17 protein-coding genes and 1 tRNA gene are annotated in these 19,745 nt (G+C 51.7%); 3 read left to right on the forward strand and 15 right to left on the reverse strand.

Annotated features, from left to right (window positions below; translation table 11 throughout):
* The first annotated feature begins 1 nt into the window (after position 1).
* The gene (locus tag ACKU4E_RS00505) at positions 2 to 1,195 is read left to right on the forward strand and encodes an SO_0444 family Cu/Zn efflux transporter (protein WP_320169134.1); all 1,194 of its coding nucleotides are present in this window, start codon (positions 2 to 4) and stop codon (positions 1,193 to 1,195) included.
* Between the two features lie 33 nt (positions 1,196 to 1,228).
* Positions 1,229 to 1,378, forward strand: a complete 150-nt coding sequence (locus tag ACKU4E_RS00510; protein WP_320169135.1) for a hypothetical protein — start codon at positions 1,229 to 1,231, stop codon at positions 1,376 to 1,378.
* A 176-nt stretch (positions 1,379 to 1,554) separates the two neighbouring features.
* Here ACKU4E_RS00510 and ACKU4E_RS00515 read toward each other — a convergent pair whose 3' ends face one another.
* The 7 genes from ACKU4E_RS00515 to ACKU4E_RS00545 all read right to left on the reverse strand — a co-directional run bounded on the left by ACKU4E_RS00515 (position 1,555) and on the right by ACKU4E_RS00545 (position 11,051).
* Positions 1,555 to 3,147 carry a flagellar hook-basal body complex protein gene (locus tag ACKU4E_RS00515; RefSeq protein ID WP_320169136.1) on the reverse strand — a complete coding sequence of 531 codons (1,593 nt, stop codon included), beginning with the start codon at positions 3,145 to 3,147 and terminating at the stop codon, positions 1,555 to 1,557.
* 292 nt (positions 3,148 to 3,439) lie between these two features.
* Positions 3,440 to 4,165 carry a tetratricopeptide repeat protein gene (locus ACKU4E_RS00520; protein WP_320169137.1) on the reverse strand — a complete coding sequence of 242 codons (726 nt, stop codon included), beginning with the start codon at positions 4,163 to 4,165 and terminating at the stop codon, positions 3,440 to 3,442.
* A 185-nt stretch (positions 4,166 to 4,350) separates the two neighbouring features.
* Positions 4,351 to 5,721 (reverse strand): ATP-dependent protease ATPase subunit HslU, encoded by a 1,371-nt coding sequence (gene hslU, locus ACKU4E_RS00525; protein WP_320169138.1) that lies wholly within the window; start codon positions 5,719 to 5,721, stop codon positions 4,351 to 4,353.
* 18 nt (positions 5,722 to 5,739) lie between these two features.
* On the reverse strand, positions 5,740 to 6,279 hold the full coding sequence (gene hslV, locus ACKU4E_RS00530) for an ATP-dependent protease subunit HslV (protein ID WP_320169139.1): 540 nt from the start codon (positions 6,277 to 6,279) through the stop codon (positions 5,740 to 5,742).
* A gap of 254 nt (positions 6,280 to 6,533) precedes the next feature.
* Positions 6,534 to 8,348, reverse strand: coding sequence for a chloride channel protein (locus ACKU4E_RS00535; RefSeq protein ID WP_320169140.1), 1,815 nt, complete (start codon positions 8,346 to 8,348; stop codon positions 6,534 to 6,536).
* Entirely contained in the window at positions 8,345 to 9,331 is a 987-nt protein-coding gene (locus tag ACKU4E_RS00540; RefSeq protein ID WP_320169141.1) for a bifunctional riboflavin kinase/FAD synthetase, read from the reverse strand. The genes ACKU4E_RS00535 and ACKU4E_RS00540 overlap by 4 nt, the downstream gene beginning before the upstream one ends.
* Positions 9,332 to 9,593: 262 nt before the next feature.
* Positions 9,594 to 11,051 (reverse strand): M48 family metalloprotease, encoded by a 1,458-nt coding sequence (locus tag ACKU4E_RS00545; protein WP_320169142.1) that lies wholly within the window; start codon positions 11,049 to 11,051, stop codon positions 9,594 to 9,596.
* Positions 11,052 to 11,253: 202 nt separating this feature from the next.
* Here ACKU4E_RS00545 and ACKU4E_RS00550 point away from each other — a divergent pair, with 202 nt between their 5' ends.
* On the forward strand, positions 11,254 to 12,216 hold the full coding sequence (locus tag ACKU4E_RS00550; protein ID WP_320169143.1) for an alpha/beta hydrolase: 963 nt from the start codon (positions 11,254 to 11,256) through the stop codon (positions 12,214 to 12,216).
* Positions 12,217 to 12,469: 253 nt separating this feature from the next.
* Here the strand turns inward: ACKU4E_RS00550 and rho are convergent, their stop codons facing one another.
* From rho to ACKU4E_RS00590, 8 genes are all read right to left on the reverse strand, one after another.
* Positions 12,470 to 13,744, reverse strand: a complete 1,275-nt coding sequence (gene rho / locus ACKU4E_RS00555) for a transcription termination factor Rho (protein ID WP_320169144.1) — start codon at positions 13,742 to 13,744, stop codon at positions 12,470 to 12,472.
* Between the two features lie 335 nt (positions 13,745 to 14,079).
* Positions 14,080 to 14,595 (reverse strand): CarD family transcriptional regulator, encoded by a 516-nt coding sequence (locus ACKU4E_RS00560; RefSeq protein ID WP_320169145.1) that lies wholly within the window; start codon positions 14,593 to 14,595, stop codon positions 14,080 to 14,082.
* Between the two features lie 218 nt (positions 14,596 to 14,813).
* A complete protein-coding gene (pth, locus tag ACKU4E_RS00565) occupies positions 14,814 to 15,431 on the reverse strand; it encodes an aminoacyl-tRNA hydrolase (protein ID WP_320169146.1) in 618 nt (205 codons plus the stop codon).
* A gap of 109 nt (positions 15,432 to 15,540) precedes the next feature.
* Positions 15,541 to 16,128 (reverse strand): 50S ribosomal protein L25, encoded by a 588-nt coding sequence (locus tag ACKU4E_RS00570; RefSeq protein ID WP_320169147.1) that lies wholly within the window; start codon positions 16,126 to 16,128, stop codon positions 15,541 to 15,543.
* Positions 16,129 to 16,195: 67 nt separating this feature from the next.
* Entirely contained in the window at positions 16,196 to 17,137 is a 942-nt protein-coding gene (locus ACKU4E_RS00575) for a ribose-phosphate pyrophosphokinase (protein ID WP_320169148.1), read from the reverse strand.
* A 42-nt stretch (positions 17,138 to 17,179) separates the two neighbouring features.
* A tRNA-Gln gene (locus ACKU4E_RS00580) sits at positions 17,180 to 17,255 on the reverse strand.
* A gap of 30 nt (positions 17,256 to 17,285) precedes the next feature.
* Entirely contained in the window at positions 17,286 to 18,164 is an 879-nt protein-coding gene (gene ispE, locus ACKU4E_RS00585) for a 4-(cytidine 5'-diphospho)-2-C-methyl-D-erythritol kinase (RefSeq protein ID WP_320169149.1), read from the reverse strand.
* A 128-nt stretch (positions 18,165 to 18,292) separates the two neighbouring features.
* Complete coding sequence (locus ACKU4E_RS00590) at positions 18,293 to 19,741, reverse strand: DegQ family serine endoprotease (protein WP_320169150.1); 1,449 nt, start codon at positions 19,739 to 19,741, stop codon at positions 18,293 to 18,295.
* Between the last annotated feature and the right edge of the window lie 4 nt (positions 19,742 to 19,745).

A 19,745-nucleotide genomic window follows, 5' to 3' on the forward strand; every position in this document is an offset into this window, starting at 1 on the left:
TATGGATATTCTGACAGGAATAGCCGGCGAGTCCTGGGAGGTGCTGCTGCAGTCGGCTCCTTTCATGCTTTTCGGTTTTATTATAGCCGGGCTGCTCAAGACATTTGTGGGCCCGGAATTCATCAGCAGGAACCTCGGGTCAGGTAATACCTCAGACGTGCTGAAAGCGTCTATTCTCGGCGTACCCATCCCCCTTTGCAGCTGCGGAGTAATTCCCGCCGCAGCACAGCTGCGCCAACAGGGAGCAGGCAAGGGTGCCACCACATCCTTCCTTATCTCAACTCCGGAAACGGGTGTGGATTCCATTGCCGTGACCTATGCTCTGCTTGATCCGGTCATGGCGGTTATTCGCCCCTTTGCAGCTTTTTTTACGGCAGTGGTGGCCGGAATACTGGTGGACAGGAATGAGAAGAATGGTGCTGAAAGCACCAAGCCGCTTATTCCAGCACCGGTGCTGCACAATTTTGATGGCGGACATATCGGCCACGATCATGGTCATGATCACGGGGGAGAATGCTCCGGATCATGTTCGGAAACAGGTGCGGGTGATGACCCGATTGAAAGCGGCTGCTCATGCTCAGGATGCGGTTGCTCCGGAAATTCCGGGAAGCCAGACGGAAATATCCTGTCCAGACTGATTGCAGGTATGAAGTATTCCTTCGGGGATTTACTTCAGGATATCGGTTTATGGTTTCTGGGGGGAGTTATTTTGGCCGGTGCGTTCAGCTATCTGATTCCGGACGGGTTTATCGAGAATAATCTGGGTGACGGAATTTTTTCCATGGTGATCATGCTTGTCGCCTCGGTTCCGCTTTATGTCTGCGCCACCGCTTCCACTCCGATAGCCGCTGCTCTGGCTCTCAAGGGACTGTCTCCCGGTGCCGCTCTGGTTTTCCTGCTGGCCGGACCTGCAACCAACGCAGCTTCTTTCACGGTTGTGGCCCGGCTGCTTGGAAAGAGATCCGCATTCATATATTTAGGAGCAATAATAGGGTGTTCCCTGTTCTTAGGAGTGTTGGTCAACTGGCTTTACCACCTGCTCGGACTGGGCATAACCGGATGGGTGCAGGGCAATGCAGCGGATGAACATGGTATACTCTATACACTTTGCGTACTCATTCTGCTTGCCTTGATAGTAGTTCCCAAGGTAACGGCTTTGATTAAGGGTGAAGGAGTGTCCGGGCATTCCCACTAATTCTGTTCCAACGGTTCAACCAAGGAGGAATCCGTGACCGGAGAAGGTGTTGAAGCTGCCATTGTAATGCTGGTGATTATTTTTGCTGTTTTTCATATGGTCAGGAAGAAATCTCGCGAAGGTCTGGAAGATATCATCCGCCGTAATTCGGAGAAAGAATCGCGGGAAATGGACGATAACTGATTTTTTTGATTTCTCACAATGTCCATGCAGCAACTGAGGTTTGGAGCAGGCTGCGGATAGAATTCAGCCTGTTTCTTGAATGCGAAAACTGCTTAGACTCAAATCGGGTCTAAGCAGTTTTTCATGTGTGCAGTATAATAAAGTTTTCTTAAGCGGGGCCCAGCCTGCCGGCACGGTTACTTCTTAACTCCGAGAGTTGTGTTGATCAACTGGTCGGTAGTGGTGATTGTCTTTGAGTTGGCCTGATATCCGCGCTGAGTCAGTATCATATGAGCAAATTCTTCTGCAAGATCCACATTGGATGTTTCAAGATTGCTGCCTACCACTGAACCCATGCCGTTCTTTCCGCCGACTCCTTCTATGGCCTCCCCTGATGCCGGGGTTGAGCTGAAATAGTTGGAGCCTTCTCGTCTGAGCCCGAATTCGCTTTTGAAATTGTAAAGGTTGACCTGATACAGTCCCTGACTGAGTCCATTGGAGAAATGCGCGGTCATAATGCCGTCGGAATCGAAATCCACATTCTGCAGATAGCCTTCGCCGAATCCGTTCTGCGACTGGCTTATGGTGGATGAAGAACCATAGTAGGCGGTGGTACTGAGCGCATTGATCCTTCCGCTGTCCATCACGGCCAGATTGGAGGCGTTACTGCCCACGCTGGCTGCAGTGGTTCCCGGAAGTGTCCACGTATCGGTTGAGGACTGGATGCCCATGTTCAGGGAGAGGGTCTGTTCGCTGGTCTCTCCGTCGATACCCTTGAATGTGGCGTTCATGATCGGCAACCCGTTGCTGTTCATGGCCGCTGTGGTCCAGTTGTTGAGGTCCTTGGGGTCGGATGCACCGTCCGCAAGGGTGTATGCGCTCTGGTTGAGCAGAGTGCCGTCCCCGGAAAAGGTGAGCGTTCCGGTCATGAGCAGGCCGGCCGCTGAGGTGGCTTCTGTCGCCGCACGACCGTCGCTTCCCGGAGGAACTGTTACAATATATTCCCAGTACATCTTGTCGGAAGGATCACCATCGTTGACGACCTTGTCATAATAAACCACCAGATCGTGGGTATTCCCGTTCTTGTCATACACTTTTATGGATGTGTTGTATGCGTACTGCTCTGAATCAAGCGGGACATCGCTTGTACCGTCCCATGCCTGCATGAGCGAGAAGAACGGGGAGCCTTCAGTCTCGGAATTGTCCACTGACCCGGAATCAAGGTTTGTTCTGATTGAAACATCCGTTGTGGCCTTCGGGTCCGACTTGACCACCAGTACATCCTGCCCGGAAGCATTCTTTTCAGTCTTCATCGGCAGGGCGATGTTTCCGGATGTGGTCCCGATGTTTCCGTCGTTATCGATAGGATATCCCTGGAGTATATTGCCGTGGGCATCCACGAGTTGTCCGTTTTTATCGAATATGAAATTACCGGCGCGGGTGTATAGGTCCTTATTGCCTGCCGGAGTTGCGACACGGAAGAATCCCTGACCGCCGATGGCGAGGTCAGTACTGCTGCTGGTCTTCTCGAAAGACCCTTCTTCGAAATTTATCCTTGTGGCTGAAACTCTGGCGCCATGTCCGATCTGGCCAACCGTATTGGATCCCCCGGCAGCCACTACTCCGGAAATGGATCCGACCTTGCTCTGGCTGTTCAGGGTTTCCAGAAAGGTATCGCCGCTTTTGTAGGCAGTGGTGCTCACATTGGCGAGGTTGGCGCTGATCTGCTGCATCAGCGTTCCGTGCGCCTTTAGGCCTGCCGCGCCGGTGTACATTGAACTGAAAGCCATGGGAAACTCCTTGAATGATCCTGAAGTTGACTCATATTTACGAGGATCATGCTGACCGTATAGCGGGAATTAAAATCCGCTCAGTTCAATGTAAGCAAAGGTCGTGCCTAAAGTTACAGTAAGCTTATCTCAAGGAAATGTAATGAAAAGTTAAGAACAAGGGAGGAAAAAAAGTCCCCGGTTTCCTTCGCCGGAAGGAAAAAGAGGAATAAAATTCAGTGCGTCTTAAGGCAGCAGCACTTGATTTGTGCGGAGCAGTCGGCTGCCATGGGAATTTGGTCCGATCTTCGGTTCAGACGTTGATTTTCTTCTCAAGATGTTTTTTCAACTTACGGGCCGGTGTGGACTCCGGGTTCAGGGCCAGACATTTGTCTACGTATTTCATCGCGTCTTTGCGTTTGCCTTCTTCGTATAGGCTGCGGGCAATGTTGAAAAAAAGGTTGTCGTCATTATCCGTAAGGCCGATCGCTCTGCTGTAGAACTCTACAGCTTCTTCAAACATTCTGTTTTTGCGCAGCGAGATGCCGAAATCATTAAACAGGTGCTTGTGCTGCTTCTCAAAGGCGGCATCAAGTTTTACCAGCCGCTTGAAAATATCCGTGGCCTTTTCGTCTTCCTGCCTTGAGAGGTAGCAAAGCCCGATGCCGAAGTTGGCCCTTATGTTTTCCTCGTCAATATTGAGCGCCTTGCCGTATTCCATTTCAGCAGTGAATGTGTTCCCCAGCTGGCGCTGGCGGTCTGCTTTTGCAAGGGTCTTGTTGAGTTCTTTTATGGCCGGAAATACTTTGGTTATATAAAGTTCAAGTTCGGGCGTGAATGATTCCAGAAGTTCTTCTTTGGTGATAATCTGGACTTCCCCGGACGGAACATCGTTCTCGTTAAGAGCACGCAGTTCTATCTCGCCTTTCTCGTTTTCTTCAGCAAAGTAGAGAAAGGACTGGATCACCTTGCGTTTGGTTGTCCCCGTCCCGATCTCCTGAACTATTTTTGTTGAGAAAGTGCCTCTGATTCTGGGCATTGATGAAGGTGTGGTGTCCATTTTATTCCAAAGTTCTTTTCCGGTGCTGCGTTATTTTCGAACTTAAGCTGCCGCAGGTTGGTCTGTCCAGCATAATTTCAAAAATGGGCGTACTCGATAATCGATTGAAAAAGCGGGAGATTCATAAGAATCTCCCGCTTGAAGAGTTCTGACGCCCGGGCGGACTAAAGAATGTATCTGGAAAGGTCGCGGTCTTCCACCACGTCGGTGAGTTTTTCCTTTACGTATTCGCGGTCAATGAGAATCGTTTCACCGGAGCGGTCCGGAGCCTCGAAAGAGAGGTCGGACAGAATCCTTTCCATGATGGTGTAGAGGCGTCTGGCACCGATGTTTTCGGTTTCATCATTTATCTTTTGTGCGTTGCCGGCTACTTCTTCCAATGCCTCACGGCTGAAGTCGATCGTCAGCTTTTCGGTCTCAAGCAGGGCCTTGTACTGTACAGTCAGGGCATTCTGCGGTTCGGTGAGGATTCGGTAGAAGTCATCCTTATCCAGAGAGGAGAGTTCAACGCGCAGCGGGAAGCGGCCCTGGAGTTCGGGAATGAGGTCCGAAGGCTTGGAGTAGTGGAATGCCCCTGCGGAGATGAAAAGGATGTGGTCTGTCTTGACCATGCCGTACTTGGTGTTGACCACGCAGCCTTCCACAACAGGAAGCAGGTCGCGCTGCACGCCCTCGCGGGAGACGTCTGTGGAGCTTCCGCCTTCCTGTTTTCCGGCGATCTTGTCTATTTCGTCGAGGAAAAGGATTCCGGTCTGTTCTACACGTTCACGGGCGAGTTCAGCGACATTATCCATATCGATGAGTTTGTCCGATTCCTGCTGGATGAGGATTTCATATGCTTCGCGCAGGTGGACTTTGCGGGTTTTCTTTTTGCCGGGAAACATTTTTCCGATCATATCGGAAACCTGCATGCCCATGTCTTCCATACCGGGCATGGACATTATTTCAACGCCGCCGCCCTGAACGGTGACTTCGATATCGACTTCGCGGTCATCCAGCTTTCCGTCACGCCACATTTTGCGGAATTTTTCGCGAGTGGACGAATTGTCAATGGCTGGTTTTTCTTCTTGCGGCTGGTTGGAGGAGCCGAAGAAACCCATACCCTGGTTCGGATTTTTCGAAGAGGGCAGCAGCAGGTCCAGCAGGGCTTCTTCCGCATTCTTTTCCGCTTTGACTTTGACCTTGTCCATCTCTTCCTTGCGGACGAGATTCACTCCGATCTCCATGAGGTCGCGGACCATGGATTCAACATCGCGGCCCACATAGCCGACCTCTGTGAATTTGGTAGCTTCCACCTTGAAGAAAGGGCATCCCGAAAGTTTGGCGAGGCGCCGGGCTATCTCCGTCTTGCCAACGCCGGTGGGGCCCATCATGATAATGTTTTTCGGGGCGATTTCATCACGGAGTTCGGGCGGGAGCTGCTGTCTGCGCCAGCGGTTGCGCATGGCTATTGCGACCATGCGTTTTGCATCGGCCTGACCGATGATGTATTTGTCCAGTTCCGATACGATTTCTCTGGGGGTAAGATTGCTCATTGTGCGGCCTTTGCGGAGTTATTTTTCAAGGGTTTTAAGAACGAAGTTGCTGTTGGTATAAACACATATTTCGCTGGCAATTTCCATGGATTTACTGGCTATTTCACTGGCAGGCATATCCGTGTTGCGCATAAGCGCACGGGCGGCGGAAAGGGCGTAGGATCCGCCTGAACCGATGGCAGCCACACCGTCGTCAGGTTCTATCACATCGCCGTTTCCGCTTATGATCAGTATGTGTTCGGCGTCTGCCACCATTATCATTGCTTCGAGCTTGCGCAGGTATTTGTCGGTGCGCCAGTCGGTGGCCATTTCAACTGCGGAGCGGACGAGATTTCCGGCGTAGGTCTGGAGTTTCTTCTCAAACCGTTCAAACAGCGTGAAAGCATCTGCAGTGGCTCCGGCAAACCCGGCCATGACCTTGTCGTGGTACAGTGTGCGCACCTTTACGGCGGAATGCTTCATCACAACGGCCTGGCCCATGGTGACCTGTCCGTCGCCGATCATGGCGGTGCCGTTATCATCTTTGACGGCCAGAATGGTTGTTCCTCTGAGTTCCATTTTCTTCTCCTGATTCATCTATTTCCATATGATGCGCTGCGCGCTGATTGACTGTGCTGCTTTTTCCCAGGTGCCGGAGGGATGGTTCCTTACTGAATCCATGAGGAAAAAAACAAATTGCCCTGAACATAAGTCCTGTGAGGGAGATGGCAAGGGGGAAACGGATATCTGTTTGATGAGAAATGGGAAACGCCCTCCCGATCAATTGATCCGGGAGGGCGTATTTTTGTTGGTAATCTGAAATTGTGCCGGATTTACGCGGCAGTCTCCCGGAGTTCCTTGATGGACTTTGCGTAGGCCCGGAAAACGTTTTCCCTGTTCAGGATTCCGATTATTCTGTTCGGGTCGTCATCGCTGACAACAGGTATCTGCCCGTAGTCTGTATCTACGAATTTGAGCAGGGCGGTGTAAAGGTCATCGTCACGGCGCAGGGTGGCCGGTTTGGTGGCCAGATCCTTGGTGAGGATCAGGTCGAACAGATCCGGGTTGAAAAGGTGGTTCCTGACGTTCTGAATGGTCAATATGCCGGTGATTACGCCCTCATAGTTTTTGACCGGAAAGTATAACTCATTGGTATTGGCAATGATGTCGGTCAGAGCCTTGAGGGTTGTCCCTTCTTCGAGGGTGGTTACGCGGCCGGGCTTGTAGTGGGTTTCAACCTGCAGGCCTTCGAGGATGTTGATTGTCTTGTCCTCGATGTGAGCAGGTGATTCGAACTTGCTTTCAACCTGATGCTCGTAAAGAGAGAAACTTCTGCCAAGCACAATGCAGAGTGCCGAGGCCAGCATCAGCGGCGCCAGCAGGCCGTAACCCTGAGTGAGTTCGCAGACCATGATGAGCGGTCCGATCGGGGCCTTGGCAACTCCTGCGAAAAATGCGGCCATGCCTACCAGTACGTATCCGCCGGGCTGGGTGACAATGTCCGGGTAGTACTGTCCTGCGAGCTGTCCGACTATGCCTCCGCTCATTCCGCCTACAAAAAGAGCCGGGGCGAACATACCACCCGACATTCCGGAGCCGATGGTGGTGGAGGTGGCAATGGTCTTGCCGATTACGATGGCAACCATCATCATCAGCGGCAGCTGGCCCATGATGGCCATTTCAAGCCATCCGTATCCTCCGGTAAGGAGTTGGGGGAAGAACATTCCCATCACTCCCATGACCATACCGCCGATTCCTGTTGCCCACATGAGGCCGAGTTTGTCCTTGATCGTGAAGAAAACCGAATATTTGATGAATCTGAACGTGCGGATGTACAGCCAGCCGGACAAAGTGCAGACCAGTGCAAGCACGATGTAGAAGATCAGTTCTCTGGGATCGTGAAACACGAAGCGCGGAATACCGAAAATAGGTTCGGAACCGTAAAAGAGAGTGAACAGCGAGTATGATACAACGGAAGAGATGACCGAGGGCAGAATCGCTTCGGATTCAAAGTCTTCGCGGTAAATAACTTCAATGGCGGTCAGTGCTCCGCCGAGTGGGGCTCTGAAAATGGCTCCGAGTCCGCCCGCTGCTCCGGCCAGAAGCATTATGCGCCGTTCCTTGGTGGAAAGCTTGAGCTTCTGGGCCATCCATGAACCGATTCCAGCACCCATCTGGGTGATAGGGCCTTCGCGCCCTGCGCTGCCGCCTGTGGCGATGGTGAACACGGAGGTGATCCCCTTGATTATGGGGATGAGCGGGCGCATAAGTCCGCCGCCCTGATGAAAGCATTTTATGGTGGAGTCGGTTCCGTCTGTTCCGCCGGAAACGGTTTCTGGAATATAGCGGTTGACCAGCCAGCCGGTTATCAGGCCGACGGCGGTGGTGCAGATGGGGATGGTCCATTCGCGCAGCGGTCCGGGAACTCCGTGAAAAAGCTCCTCCCCTTCCGGGGCGGGCAGGGAAAGTCCCGCAAGCTGGTTGAGAAAAATATATTTGCCGAATTCCACAGCAGCGAAGAAGGCCACTGCGATGATACCGGAAAGAGCACCGACCAGAACTCCCAGGAGGAGCCATCTGAAGGCACTGATGTTACGGTATGAGCGGACCAGTTCGGTCCACATTTTAAGCTTTAACAAAGGACTCATTGACAGGCTCCGGTTCCTGATTCCGACAGGTGCAGACCTGGGCGCACTTGTGACTCAGGATAGGACAGTATTGACCTGGCAAGCTGAATATCAATTTTTATGCGTTCTTTTAGTTCGTCCAGCCCGCTGAACTTGCGTTCCGCGCGGATGCGCTGGATGAAGTGAACCCTGATCTGCTTGCCGTATATATCGTGGGAAAAGTCCAGAATATGGGCTTCTACTGAAAGGGCTTCGTTTCCGAAAGTGGGGTTCTTGCCGATATTGGCCACGCCGGGCAGGACCTTGCCGTCCACTTCGACCCGTATGGCGTAGACTCCCTTCTGGGGGAAAAGTTCGTCTTCAAGCTTGATATTTGCGGTCGGGAATCCGAGCAGACGCCCGCCCCGGTTCATGCCGTGCACAACCTCTCCGCGTACCTGGTAGAATCTGCCCAGCAGGGGGCGGACATCCCAGACATTGCCTTCCTGCACCAGATCCCTGATTCTGGATGAGCTTACTACTGCGTCCTCGATGATGACCGGATCAAGGCGCTCCACGCCGTATCCGTATTTCTTCCCGAGTTCAGCCAGAACCGCGTAGTTTCCGCTGCGTCCTTTTCCCATGGCGTAATCGTAACCCACCACCATTTCCTTCATATTCAGCGGATCGATAAGAAACCGTTTTATGAATTCATCGGGGGAGAGTGCCGCAATTTCCCTGGTGAAGTTCAGGGCCAGAATAATATCCGGGCCATGCTGGGCGATAAGCTCCAGTTTCTGGGAAGTAAGGGTTATGAACGGAGGGGTTTTGCTGTTGACCAGAACCCGCAGAGGGTGCGGGTCAAAAGTTACTACAACACTTTGCAGCCCGTTGGCCTTGGCTTTCTGGCAGGTGCTGCAGATCAGCTTTTGGTGTCCTTTGTGGACGCCGTCGAAATTTCCTATGGTGACGCATGTGCCGTTCTCAGGCCGGGGTATTTCTTCTATTTTTCTTGAGATGATCATTAGTGGAGGTATTTTCGTTCTTTCAACTGAAAGTGTTGATCCATCGTATTTCGGTAATCTGTGCTGTGTCGGGGCGCAACCTTGGCCGGAAGGCCGGAGTTTCTCACTTTGCGGTTGTTTGACGGACAGATCGGAACCGAACTGTTTTGCATACCGGAAAAGGAGTACACTAGCTCATGTTTTTACAAACTACAAGCATGTAAGATGGGCTGATGCCGGTAAGCGGGTGAGTGTTCCGATTTAATTAACGGAGATGAATCCATTACCCCGGAGCGTTGCCGGGACCCTTGTCCTGGTCCGGATTTACGGCCTTTTGCAGTTTGACCAGAATTTCTTTCTGCTCTGCTGTGCGGGCCAGTCCTTCGGCCTTTTGAAGGTGAAATTTTGCCTGTTTGGGATTGTTCCCGTACAGGTCCGCATAGGCCAGCTGCACGTGTGCTTCGAAATAGTTTCCGGATTCTCCTAGCATGCGCCCGAGGTGGTAGTGTATTTCCTGATCGTGGGGGACCATCTCGGCCACCTTACGCATGGTCAGTATGGCCTGCTTGTAGTTTTTGCGCACTCCTTCGATTCTGGCCAGAAAAAACAGGGTCATGGCGTCCCGCGGATCGCGCAGATAGGCTTCACGCAGCAGCGGGGAAGCTTTGTCCATATTGCCTATGGTGAAGTAGAATCTTCCTTCTTCCCTCAGGATCAGAGTATCACCGGGACATTGGTTGTGAGCTTTTTCAAAGTATTTTGCAGCGTCCTGATTTTTCTTCATGCGCGACAGGACAATTCCCATACCGAGATTGTCCAGACAGGTACGTTTTTCTGCAGGTATGTTTTTGTAGTATGCCAGCGCGACTTCAGCATCTGTCATACGTGCCCTGATAAGGGTCTGGGTCTTGAGAAATTGTGCATCATCATCGCGGCGTTTGAAATACTCCGGCGGCATGCGCTGAAATCGTTCTTTCAGATAGTCTATACGGGTATCAAGTCCGGGGTGAGTGGAAAGATAGGTGGGTATGTTGTTGTTGCTGACGTACCACTGCCTTTGTTTCATAATCTTGAAGCTGTCCACCATACCTTCGGGGTTGAAGCCTGCCGCGATGAGGTAGTTCATGCCGAGATGGTCGGCCTCGCGTTCGTTTGCCTGAGTGTAGGACAGATACGCACTCTGGGCTCCGCCCATGGAACCGACAGCCAGTGCGGTTCCCAGATTGCCTGCATTCTCTCCCCCGGACATGCCGATGAGCATGCCTGCCAGGGTTCCCAGAGCACTGGCGATATTGATCAGTTTCATCTGCTCCATGCGCCGGGCAACGTGGCGCAGCGATACGTGGGCAAGTTCGTGGCCGATAACAGCGGCCAGTTCCGATTCGTGTTTCAGATTCAGGATGAGCCCGGTGTAGATGTAAATGTATCCACCGGGAACGGCGAAGGCGTTCATGGAATTGTTTTGGATGACTGCCGCGGTTATGGGAAAAGGCTGCGGAGGCATCTGGTGGGCAACCCTTGCGACCAGTTTCTTGACGTAGTCGGTTATCTGCGGATCAAGAACCAGAGGCATCCGCTGGTGAACCATCTTATCGAATTCCTTACCCAGTTCAATTTCATCCCGCACCGTGAAATCACCGAAGATGGAGGACGCCATGGCTTGCGGGGTAAGGCAGAGCATTACGAAGAAGATAATGAGGCCTGCAACGGCCTGTGTATTAATTTTGTTTCTGAAAAGCATAGGGTGTAGTATGGTTTTGTTTCATATGAGTAATGACAGAAGCCCGCAGGCTTCAAAAGGTCCTGTCCGTGTTTTCCGCACAGTCTAATCCATTACTCTTTGTTCCTGAGAATGGTAAGTTCTGTCTGTGTGGTTGTAAACCCCGATGCGGTTACGCCGGACGGGAAAACAGCAAAATAAATCATAAACCGGGAGGTTGGGTATGACGGTGTTGTCTTCAAGTGAACTAGCCGAAATCCTTGACCAGAAATTGCGGGTAACCCCTGAAGATTTGAGTTCATGCCTTGCGGAGCCTCCTGTTACAGCGGAGACTGCAATCGGCTCGGTAGAATATTCCGAAAGAGGAGAGGGGCCGGTGGTTCTGGTTTCTCACGGCGGACCGGGCGGATATGATCAGGGTCTTGTTATCGGGGAACTTTTTCGTAAAAGCGGTTTCAGGGTCATAGCCCCTTCAAGACCCGGATATCTTGGCTCTTCAGTTGAACTGGGCCGGACAGCCGAAGAACAGGGTGATTTCATGTATGCCTTGCTTGAGGCTCTGAACATCGAGGATGTAATTTCGGTCGGAGTTTCCGGTGGTGGTCCGGCGGCAAGTCAATTGGCAATCAGGCATCCTGACCGGGTCAGGGGATTGTTATCCATTGATGCCATCTCTATGCACTACACAAAGGTTGCCGAAATAAGCCATCTGGAGGAGTGGGTATACCTGAGCAGTCCGGGACAATGGCTCATGGGCTTTTTTTTCAAGCATTTTCCGGCTCAGGTAATAAAGGAGTTTCTGCAGACTGAAAGCACGCTGGACGGTCATGCCATAGGATTGCGGGTCAAGGAGATAATGGGCGATGAAAATAAATTCGCTTTTGTGAGTGCTATGATGGAAACCATGTGCAGTCGGTTCGGAGAACGCAAGGTCGGTGCGAAAAACGATATAACCATGGGAGCGGCGATTGAAAGACTTCCCCTGTCTTCCGTGCAATGCCCGTTTCTCATCGTGCATGGTCGGCAGGATAACGATGTTCCTCCACGCGATGCAGAATATGCGCACAAAGAGGTTCCGGGATCGCAACTTCTGTGGATAGAGGAGGCGTCCCATATAGGTTTCTGGACCTCCGCGGATGCCTTGGCGGCGCAAAGGTTCGTGCTGGACTGGGCCAAACATATCTGAGTTGTTTTTAGAAATTTAACCCGTCTGTATTGTTCGACGTAGCCTTGCAGCGATATAATTTTAATGCGGTCTGCCATTCAACGTGGCGAAGCCTTATTGGAAAAGTTTGGTTTTCTCAAATCCTTTTAAAGGGGTTGAGGCTCCCGGCAGGGCCGCCGGAGACATTTAATAAACAAGGCCGGAACCTGATAGTCAGGTTCCGGCCTTGCTGTTTTAATTCTCGGCGCTAATTCAGTGTGCGGACGGGCTGATTTTATTTGCCCATCATGTCGAAGAATTCGTCGTTGTTCTTGGTTCCTTTCATCTTGTCGAGCAGGAATTCCATGGAATCGATTGTGTTCATGGGGGCAAGGAGCTTGCGCAGTATCCAGACCTTGTTGAGCACGTCCTGATCCAGCAGCATTTCTTCTTTGCGTGTTCCGGAGCGGTTGATGTCGATGGCCGGGAAAACTCTTTTTTCGGCAAGCTTGCGGTCAAGGTAGAGGTCCATGTTGCCGGTTCCCTTGAATTCTTCGAAGATGACTTCGTCCATGCGGGAGCCGGTATCAATGAGGGCGGTTGCAATTATGGTCAGGCTTCCGCCTTCTTCTATGTTGCGGGCCGCACCGAAAAAGCGTTTCGGACGCTGCATGGCGTTGGCGTCCAGACCGCCGGAAAGCACGCGTCCTGATGAAGGGGTGACGGCGTTGTACGCTCTGCCGAGTCTGGTGATGGAGTCAAGCAGGATAACCACGTCACGTTTGCGTTCAACAAGGCGTTTTGCCTTTTCGAGGACCATTTCGGTAACCTGCACATGGCGCTGCGGAGGTTCATCGAAAGTGGAGCTGACGACTTCGGCCTTGACTGTACGGGCCATGTCGGTGACTTCTTCCGGACGTTCGTCAATCAGGAGTACGATGAGGTCTACATCAGGATGATTGGCGTTGATGGAGTTGGCTATGTTCTGGAGCATCATGGTTTTCCCGGTGCGGGGAGGGGCCACGAGCAGAGCACGCTGTCCCCGTCCGATGGGGGAGAGAATATCTATTACTCTTGAACTGAAATTTGTCGGGCCGTTTTCCATTCTGAAACGGCTGTCCGGGTAGATGGGAGTGAGGTTGTCGAAAAGGACCAGATTACGCGAATGCTCGGGAGGCTCAAGCCCGATTTCATTTACCCTGAGCAGGGCGAAATAACGTTCGCCTTCTTTGGGGGGGCGAATCTGTCCGGAAATGATGTCGCCCTTTCTGAGACCGAATCTTCGTATCTGGGACGGAGATACGTAGATGTCATCCGGTCCGGGCATGTAGCTGTAGGTTGGTGAACGCAGAAAGCCGAAACCGTCGGGGAGAACTTCCAGAACCCCTTCGCCGTATATCTGGCCGTTTTGCGAAGCGCAGCCCTGAAGCAGGGCGAAGATCAATTCCTGCTTGCGCATTCCGCTGGGGTTTTCAACTTTAAACTTTGCAGCCAGATCCATGAGATCTGACATGTTCTTCAGTTTCAGTTCAGTCAGGTTCAGGTTGTTTGTCTTTTTGTCTTGGCCCATACTGTATAACCGGAGTTAAATGTTAAAAATATCGAATTTTAACTGCAAAAAAAAATCCGTACAGCTCGCAACGATTCTGCACGCGGCAGTTTGCTTCAGCGTAAAATCAATGTGTGTATTGTATTGGATTTGTTTCCCAAGTGAGTGGCAGTTTTAATGCGCGAATTATAAAAATCAACTTTTGTCCATGATTCACGTATCGCCCTGCGGCAGTCCGAAATTCAGGTTTTGCATGCAATACATTCGAAAAAACGTAAAATGAGCATTCCTGCGGCTGCAACTTCTAGGGCATTAACTGAAAGAATCGTTTATGACAAGCTGTTTGATCGTGTTTTTCAGGATTCAGTTTCCTGTTTTTCAAGCACATCACTGAAAAGTTCGTTGATCTCGTCCTTTATTTCTTCCTGATCAAGGTCGAGTGCAAATGAAAGTTCCATGGAAACCAGTCCCATAGCCTGTTCCAAAAGTCTTCTTTCCCCAAAGGAGAGTTCCTTGTCCCGACCTATGAGGAAGAGTTCCTTGAGAACATAAGCTACGTCCTGCAGGTCGCCGCTTTTCAGTTTTTCGGAGTATTCGCGGTAGCGTCTGTTCCAGTTCTGGCCAGTGTATCCGGTGAAGTCAGATCTGTCTTTGAGGCATTCAAAAATTTTCAGTCCCGCATCCTTGTCGCAGACCGCCCTGAGTCCGACGTTTTTGGCGTTCATGACCGGGACCATGAGCGTTACATTATTGCTCAAAATGCGGACAATATAAAATTCGGCAGTTGCTCCGCCTATTTCCTGACTTTCAATACGTTCTACTTTGCCTACTCCCTGTGAAGGGTAGACAACCAGTTGGTCTAACTCAAACACTCATGGCTCCTTGGATTTACAAAAGAAATGCACACAAAAATGGAATTATGGTTTCCGGCGGGCATTCCGTTCAAATGTTGGCGCATTAAGTACGAACGGATGTTCCGAATGCTGTTGCGGAGGATTTCCTATCCATTTTTTTGAACCCCTGATTTAGTGTACTTTTTGTCCGGGGAATTATTGTGTTGAAAAAGTGTAACCGAAATGTAAAAAATAGTCTATGGCTGCTTTTCATTTGTTTCCGGCGCAAACGTGTGCATGAATTGCGTCGCTGTACCCTGTCCGCGTCTGAAATAAAGGTCGAGACCCTTTGTGACGGCGGCAGCCATCTGTTTTGCTATATTCAGTTCACCGGGTGAAAACTCTTCCAGAACATAATCTTTGACCTGCGATGAAAATTCCGGCCTGCCTATTCCTATCCGCACCCTGAAGAAATCAGGAGACCCCATGGACTGCTGGATGGATTCCAGCCCTCTGTGTCCGTTGTTGCCTCCGCCTTTCTTGAATTTCATTTTTCCCGCAGGGAGGTCCAGTTCGTCGTGGATGACGATTACACTTCCTACGGGAATGGAAAATTTACCGCAGATGGCCGCAACCGCCTTGCCGCTGAGATTCATGTATGTCAGCGGTTTTGCAATCAGCACGTTGCTGCCGGCTATGGCTGCGGAGAAAAGTTCATAATCGCCGGATAGCTCCAGCTTTTTGTGGCGCATGCTTTTGCGGGAAGAAGCAGTTTCCTCCAGAGCGTCCACGGCGATGAAGCCGATGTTGTGTCTGGTCAATGCATATTCGGGGCCGGGATTGCCAAGTCCGACTATGAGTGCCTTATAATCCATTGTGAAACCTTTTCTGAAAAGCTGGGTGCCTGAAAATTATTCCACAGGCTCAAAAAATGACAAAGGCCCCGGAAACTCCGGGGCCTGAATACACGTATGTATCGAAAGGCTATTCTTTGTCTTCTTCCTCATCTTTTGCGGCACCGCGACCGGCGGCACAGCGAACGAGAGCGAAGTTGTTATCGAAAACAACGGATGCACCTTCGCCGAGATCAATTTCATTGACGAAAACAGTGTCGCCTACATTGAGGCTGCTGACATCAACGGAGATGGATGCGGGAAGGGTTTCCGCGGTGCAGGCAACGGTGAGTTTGCTGCGGTAAACGGCGATACGACCACCCAGTTTTACACCGGGGGCTCTACCTGTGGTTACGACAGGAACATCGAGCTTGATGGCACTGCCGGGGGTTACACCGAGAAAGTCGATGTGGTTCACACGGGGGCGAACAGGGTCCTTCTGAACTTTCCAGGCCAGGGTGTCATAGGCTTTGCCGTCGACTTCCAGGCTGAATACGCGGGTGGTTCCGGTCTGACGGAACATTTTCGCGAATTCGTTTTCATTGACGGTCAGGATCATGTTTTCGCCTTTCTGGGTGTAGAAAACGGCGGGAACCAGACCCTTGCTGCGAAGCTTGCGGTTGGCGGACTTACCGGTTTCGGTACGAAGTTCCGCTTTGATGGTAGCTTTCTCAGACATGGTTATCTCCTTATGTGTTAACCTGCTGCCGCTCAAAAAGACCGGCAGAGGGTGGGAATAGGCTGTTTTAAACGAAAAGTACGCTTACGGAAGATTCGGTATGCACATTATGAATGCATTTTGCCAGAATCCCGGCGACGGATTTTACTTTGATCTTGTCGCATTTTGCGAATTTCGCTTCGGGTACGGGCAGGGTGTTGGTCACGATCACTTCGGAGAAGGGAGCCGCAGCCAGTCTGTCCATGGCCGGTCCGGAAAGTACCGGATGAGTTGCGCAGGCGATTACGTCTTTTGCGCCGTGTTCCATGAGAACCTTGGCTGCCTGGCAAATGGTGCCTGCGGTGTCGATCATGTCATCCATGACCACGCAGGTCTTGTTCTTGACTTCGCCGATGACGTGCATGGCTCTTGCCTGGTTCGGGGCATCGCGGCGTTTGTCCACGATGGCCAGCCCTGCATTGAGATGCTTGGCATAGGCTCTGGCGCGTTCGGTTCCGCCTGCATCAGGGGAAACCATTACCATTTCTTCGTCGCGGGTACGCAGTTCTTCAAGCAGAACAGGCGCGGCGTAGATGTTGTCCACGGGAAGGTTGAAGAATCCCTGGATCTGGCCTGCGTGCAGGTCGATGGTTACCAGACGCTGCATTCCGGCTACGGTAAGGCAGTCGGCACAGAGCTTGGCGCTGATGGGTGCGCGCGGGGAAACCTTGCGGTCCTGCCTTGCGTACCCGTAGTAGGGAACAACTGCGGTTACGCGTCTGGCGCTGGCTCTCTTGAGCGCGTCGAGCATGAGACAGAGTTCCATGAAATGAAAGTTGACAGGATCGCAGGTCGACTGGACTACAAAGACGTCACAGCCGCGGACGTTGTCCTGAATTTCAATGCGGATTTCGCCATCACTGAATTTCTCGCGCAGGCAGGGCGTAAGTTTGCTGCCGAGATGGTCACAGATTGCTTCCGAAAGTGCCGGATTTGACGAGCCGCTGATAATCTTGAGTTCACCGTTCATTGTCGGTCTCCACCTTGACCACTCGGGGACAGGAAAAGAATTTGGCAGGGATGGCAGGATTCGAACCCGCGAGTGACGGGACCAAAACCCGTTGCCTTACCAACTTGGCGACATCCCTGCACTTGATTATTTAAAAATTTACTTTCAATTATGAAAATGTGTGAAGAACTGAGACTGTTCCGGCAGCTTTTAATCCGGCAGCGGCTTTTTCGGCGTCGTTTCCGTTTTTGAAAAAGGAAATAACACTTGCTCCGCTTCCGCTCATCACAGCCCCGCAGGCTCCGTTTTTCAGCAAGTATTCCTTTGTTTTCCGTATCACGGGAAACTCGGGAAGGACAACTTTCTCAAAGTCATTTAATAAAGTCACCCTCGTTTTGGAGGCCGTTTTATTATTACTGCTTACGGAAGTTGTCAAGAGGAAGGATTCCATTTTTTGTTCCCAGACTTTTTTGTCCCTGCTGCTCCATGCCTTGTAGGCCCACGCCGTGTTGACGTGGACATCAGGGCAGGCCAGCAGAGCGGTGAGTCCGGAAAGATCAACCTCGCACGGAGTCAGAATTTCTCCTATTCCTTTTGCCCAGGCCGGGCCGTCCAGCAGAAAAAACGGAACGTCCGCTCCAAGTCCGGCGGCAAGGGCATTGAGTTTTTCGGCATCCATACCTGGGCTTTCCGGGTGAGTGTTCAGAAATTTCAACATGGTGGCGGCATCGGAACTTCCGCCTCCCAGTCCCGCGCCGGTGGGGGTCCTTTTAATCAGCTCCACGTGGAGTCCGGGACGGAACCCGGTTGCCGATGCATATCTGTCCCAGGCCTTGTAGATAAGGTTCTCTTCCGCCGGAAGGTCGAATCCTGCACAGTTAATGGTGCAGCTTTTTCCGGTCTCCGTTATTTCAAGAGTATCGAACAGTGCCGGAAAAGGCAGGAACAGGGTATCCAGTTCGTGATATCCGTCTTCCCGTCTGCGCACTATTTTCAGGTAGAGATTAACCTTTGCCGGGGCTGTCAGTGTTATAGTTTTGTTGTCCATGGTCCGTGTTTAACCTAAAGAGATTCCGTTAGGAAGAGTGAAAATAGCCCGCTTTTTATTATGATGAATCCCGTCCCGGATATATCCGGAACGGGATTGTTTTCGGGGGCAACAAACCGGATAGGAGACTATTTATCCTTCAGTTCTATGGTGCGGAAGATGTTGGTTCCCTGCCGCTTGATCAGCAGCATGACCAGACCGCGCTTCTTGCCCTGTGTGTTGATTATGCTCTGCAGTTCCTTGACCGAATTTACCTTGTGCTGGTTGGCTTCAAGGATGACGTCGCCAACTGCGATGGCGGCGTTTTCAGCCGGGGAATCCTGTCCCACTTCTATGACCAGCAGGCCCATGGGACTGTCCAGTCCCAGTGACTGTGCTTCGGCTTCACGGTTGATCCTGCGCACAACCAGTCCTAGGTCGTCGATGCTTTCTTCTCTTCCCTTGGGAGAGGCCTGTTCAGCCTTGGCTACCACGGTTTTTCCGTTGCGGTCGCCGAGGGTGATGCTCAGCTTTTTGGTGCTTCCCTGACGCCATACTTCTACAGTCACCTTCTTGCCCGGAGGCAGTGCGGCAACTGTGCGCAGCAGGTCGTTGGTATCATCTATCTTCTGGCCGTCCACTGTGAGGATTACATCACCGACCTTCATTCCGCCCTTGTCTGCGGGGTCGCCGGGGTTGACGGAGTTGACCAGTGCGCCGGTCTTCTTCTGCAGCCCCAGAGCCTTGGCCGTGTTTTCATCCGAGTCCTGTATGGTCACGCCGAGCCAGCCGCGGCTGACCTTGTGGTCGTTCTTGAGCTGGGTGATGACGTTTTTGGCCATGTTGCTGGGGATGGCGAAGCCGATCCCCTGTCCGCTGGCGATTATGGCGGTGTTGATGCCGACAACCTTTCCATTCATATCGATGAGCGGTCCGCCGGAGTTTCCGGGGTTGATGCTTGCATCGGTCTGGATGAAGTTATCGAACGGACCAGCACCGATGATGCGTCCCTTGGCGCTGATGATACCCTTGGTTACGGTGTGTCCGAGACCGAAGGGGTTGCCTATGGCCAGCACCCATTCTCCTACCTGGGCCTTTTCGGAGTCGGCGAAGTCCAGATGGGGAAGTTTCTTGTCCGCTTCAATCTTCAGCAGGGCGAGGTCTGTTTCCTTGTCACGGCCGATAAGTTTGGCAGTATAATCCCTGCCGTCGTTCTGGAGCTTGACCTTGATTTCGTCGGCAGATGCCACGACATGGTTGTTGGTCACTATATAGCCGTCATCGGAAATGATGAATCCGGAACCGAGTGAACCGGTCTTGCGTTTTTGTTTGGGGTGGTTCCCGCGCCCTCTGTTATTGAACTGTTTGAAGAATTCCTCAAAGGGGTTGAGTCCGTTTTGTCCGTTGCCGTGAAACTGGAAAAAATTTTCCATGGAGTTATCAACTTCAACTGTTTTTACAGTATTTATGTTTACGACAGCCGGACCGCATTTTTTCGCCAGATCCACAAAGGAAGGCAGGCCGTCCGCAAAGGCGAAGGCCGGTAATGCGAGAATTGCAATGAGAGTAAGTAATCCAAGATAGTTTTTTGATTTCATTTAA

Origin of the sequence: Maridesulfovibrio sp. (assembly GCF_963677005.1) — a bacterium.
GTDB lineage: Bacteria > Desulfobacterota > Desulfovibrionia > Desulfovibrionales > Desulfovibrionaceae > Maridesulfovibrio.

Bases quoted from the DNA above. Each gene is read 5' to 3' on its own strand.
- ispE (WP_320169149.1), bottom strand. From the start codon at position 18,164: ATGGACAACAAAACTATAACACTGACAGCCCCGGCAAAGGTTAATCTC.
- hslU (WP_320169138.1), bottom strand. From the start codon at position 5,721: ATGAGCAATCTTACCCCCAGAGAAATCGTATCGGAACTGGACAAATAC.
- ACKU4E_RS00570 (WP_320169147.1), bottom strand. From the start codon at position 16,128: ATGTCTGAGAAAGCTACCATCAAAGCGGAACTTCGTACCGAAACCGGT.
- rho (WP_320169144.1), bottom strand. From the start codon at position 13,744: ATGGGCCAAGACAAAAAGACAAACAACCTGAACCTGACTGAACTGAAA.
- ACKU4E_RS00540 (WP_320169141.1), bottom strand. From the start codon at position 9,331: ATGATCATCTCAAGAAAAATAGAAGAAATACCCCGGCCTGAGAACGGC.
- ACKU4E_RS00545 (WP_320169142.1), bottom strand. From the start codon at position 11,051: ATGCTTTTCAGAAACAAAATTAATACACAGGCCGTTGCAGGCCTCATT.
- ACKU4E_RS00550 (WP_320169143.1), top strand. From the start codon at position 11,254: ATGACGGTGTTGTCTTCAAGTGAACTAGCCGAAATCCTTGACCAGAAA.
- pth (WP_320169146.1), bottom strand. From the start codon at position 15,431: ATGGATTATAAGGCACTCATAGTCGGACTTGGCAATCCCGGCCCCGAA.
- ACKU4E_RS00535 (WP_320169140.1), bottom strand. From the start codon at position 8,348: ATGAGTCCTTTGTTAAAGCTTAAAATGTGGACCGAACTGGTCCGCTCA.
- ACKU4E_RS00520 (WP_320169137.1), bottom strand. From the start codon at position 4,165: ATGCCCAGAATCAGAGGCACTTTCTCAACAAAAATAGTTCAGGAGATC.
- ACKU4E_RS00575 (WP_320169148.1), bottom strand. From the start codon at position 17,137: ATGAACGGTGAACTCAAGATTATCAGCGGCTCGTCAAATCCGGCACTT.
- hslV (WP_320169139.1), bottom strand. From the start codon at position 6,279: ATGGAACTCAGAGGAACAACCATTCTGGCCGTCAAAGATGATAACGGC.
- ACKU4E_RS00515 (WP_320169136.1), bottom strand. From the start codon at position 3,147: ATGGCTTTCAGTTCAATGTACACCGGCGCGGCAGGCCTAAAGGCGCAC.
- ACKU4E_RS00505 (WP_320169134.1), top strand. From the start codon at position 2: ATGGATATTCTGACAGGAATAGCCGGCGAGTCCTGGGAGGTGCTGCTG.
- ACKU4E_RS00590 (WP_320169150.1), bottom strand. From the start codon at position 19,741: ATGAAATCAAAAAACTATCTTGGATTACTTACTCTCATTGCAATTCTC.